This window comes from Mesorhizobium sp. M2E.F.Ca.ET.209.01.1.1, from assembly GCF_004010375.2.
Classification (GTDB): Bacteria; Pseudomonadota; Alphaproteobacteria; order Rhizobiales; family Rhizobiaceae; genus Mesorhizobium.
Genome location: NZ_SADP02000048.1, coordinates 1 through 2,676 on the forward strand (window position 1 = coordinate 1; position 2,676 = coordinate 2,676).

Here is a 2,676-nt window from a genome sequence, read left to right on the forward strand (position 1 = left end):
GTGCCGAGAAGCAGGCGCGACGAAAGCTCGGTTCCATAAAGCTCCAACATGCTAGCCGCCCTGCATGGGCGAGAGGATTTCGATCCGGTCGCCGTCGCTCAACTGGAACTCCGCGCGGTTGGCTTTGTGCACGAGGTCGCTGTTGACGGCGGTGGCGAGCCAATCGCCCTCATAGTCGAGCGCGGCAAGCAACTCGGCCAGCGTGGTGGCGGCAATCTCACGCGCCTCGCCGTTGACCATCAGTTTCATGAGCATGCTCCTTGGTTCTGTCTTGACTGAAAACCAGGTCGGCAGCCTGGCGCGCCATGGCGGGGGCGAGGAGAAAACCGTGACGATAAAGACCGTTGATCGCGATGATCTCACCGTCTGTTTCGACGCGTGGCAAATTGTCGGGAAATGCCGGACGGACACCCACACCGGTTTCAACGATCTCGGCCTCACCAAAGGCCGGATGGAGGGCATGGGCGGCGCCCAGCAGCTCCATCATGGAACGCGCCGTCACCGGTCCGGCGCTCTGGCTTTCAATCATCGTCGCTCCGATCATGAAACGGTGATCGGTGCGCGGCACGGCATAAAGCGGAAAGCGTGGATGAAGCAAACGGACCGGCCGCGAAAGCGAGACATCAGGCGTGCGAAGGATCAGCATTTCGCCGCGAACACCGCGCAGCCTGTCATCGGCCGCTGCCATTCCCATGCAGTCTATCTGACGGGCGAAACCCGAAACAGGCCGGGCGTCGCAGCCGAAGTGGAATTTGACACCCATGGTCGCAAGCTTGTCATGAAGTGCCGCCATCGCCGGGCGTGGGTCGAGGTGAGCCTCGTCGGGGAAGAGCAATCCACGCCGGAAGCGGCCGGCGAGGTCGGGTTCCAGGAGCGCAATTTCGTTTTCATCGACGCGCCTATGCCCTGACGTGCGACTGGCGAACCGGTCAAGCTCACCGGCATCACGCGGCGCGGCCACGACCAATGTCCCGGCCCGTGTCACCTGACCCGACAGCACCGCATCCCACCAGTCGGCAGCGTCGCGTCCGAGATCCAGCACCGGCTGCTCCGCGCTTTCGCGCTCGCACCATGGCGCCAGCATGCCGCCGGCGAACCACGACGCGTTGCCGCCAAGGCCATGCCGCATCTCGGCGACTGTGACCGTCGCGCCGCGGGCGGCGAGTTCGAAAGCGACGGTGAGGCCGGCAACGCCGGCCCCTTTGACGAGCACCCTCATGATGGTTTGGGAGCCTCCGGCACGACCGGTACGCCAGTCTCGTCCGCCGGCATGTAGAGATCGCCGCCCTCCCGGTATTTTGCCGCCATTGCCGCCATGCCTTCCTTCTGAGCCTCGGCACGGATGTCGTGGGAAATGCGCATGGAGCAGAATTTCGGCCCGCACATCGAACAGAAATGTGCCAGCTTGTGCGCCTCCTTGGGCAAGGTCTGGTCGTGGAAGGACCGTGCGGTTTCGGGGTCGAGCGACAGGTTGAACTGGTCCTCCCAGCGGAACTCGAAGCGCGCGCGCGAAAGGGCATCATCCCTGGTTTTCGCTGCCGGATGGCCCTTCGCCAGATCGGCTGCATGGGCGGCTATCTTGTAAGTGATCACCCCAATCTTGACGTCGTTGCGGTCGGGAAGGCCGAGATGCTCTTTCGGCGTGACGTAGCAAAGCATTGCGGTGCCGAACCAGCCTATCATGGCGGCACCTATCCCTGAGGTGATGTGGTCATAGCCCGGCGCGATGTCGGTCGTCAGCGGCCCCAACGTGTAGAACGGCGCCTCACCGCACACTGCGAGCTGCTTGTCCATGTTCTGCCTGATCTTGTGCATGGGGACATGGCCCGGGCCTTCGATCATCACCTGGCAGTCCTTTGCCCAGGCAATCTTGGTGAGTTCTCCAAGTGTTTCCAGTTCGGCGAATTGCGCCGCGTCGTTCGCATCGGCGATTGAACCGGGACGAAGGCCGTCGCCGAGCGAGAAGGAAACGTCATAGGCTCTGGCGATGTCGCAGATCTCCTCGAAATGCTCGTAGAGGAAGCTCTCCCGGTGATGGTGCAGGCACCATTTGGCCATGATCGAGCCGCCGCGCGAGACGATGCCCGTGACCCGGTCGACGGTCAGCGGTATGTAGTGCAGCCGCACGCCGGCGTGGATGGTGAAATAGTCGACGCCTTGCTCGGCCTGCTCGATCAGCGTGTCGCGATAGACCTCCCAGTTGAGGTCCTCGGCGATGCCGCCGACCTTTTCCAGCGCCTGATAGAGCGGCACCGTACCGATCGGCACCGGCGCATTGCGCACGATCCAGTCGCGGATGTTGTGGATGTTGCGGCCGGTCGACAGGTCCATCACCGTGTCCGCGCCCCAGCGGATCGCCCAGACCATTTTTTCGACCTCTTCGGCCATCGATGATGTGACAGCCGAGTTACCGATGTTGGCGTTGATCTTCACCAGGAAATTTCGCCCGATGATCATCGGTTCGCTCTCGGGATGATTGATGTTGGCGGGAATGATTGCGCGTCCGCGCGCCACCTCGTCGCGCACGAATTCGGGTGTGACGAAATCTGGGATCGCCGCGCCGAAGGCTTCGCCGTCGCGTTGCAGCTTGCCGCGCATCACCTCGCGGCCGAGATTCTCGCGGATGGCTACGAACTCCATTTCTGGCGTGATGATGCCGGCGCGCGCATAGGCAAG

3 protein-coding genes are annotated in these 2,676 nt (G+C 62.8%); all 3 read right to left on the reverse strand.

Annotation, left to right across the window (positions count from 1 at the left end; genetic code table 11):
• Window positions 1-51: 51 nt before the first annotated feature.
• Window positions 52-249: a sulfur carrier protein ThiS gene (thiS, locus tag EN852_RS34450; protein ID WP_024504260.1), complete on the reverse strand. Its 198-nt coding sequence runs from the start codon at window positions 247-249 to the stop codon at window positions 52-54.
• Window positions 218-1,219 carry a glycine oxidase ThiO gene (gene thiO / locus EN852_RS34455; protein WP_063169415.1) on the reverse strand — a complete coding sequence of 334 codons (1,002 nt, stop codon included), beginning with the start codon at window positions 1,217-1,219 and terminating at the stop codon, window positions 218-220. Before thiO ends, thiS begins: the two co-directional genes overlap by 32 nt.
• The coding region (gene thiC, locus EN852_RS34460; protein WP_135879560.1) for a phosphomethylpyrimidine synthase ThiC at window positions 1,216-2,676 on the reverse strand (1,461 nt) is incomplete at its 5' end. The genes thiO and thiC, both read right to left, overlap by 4 nt.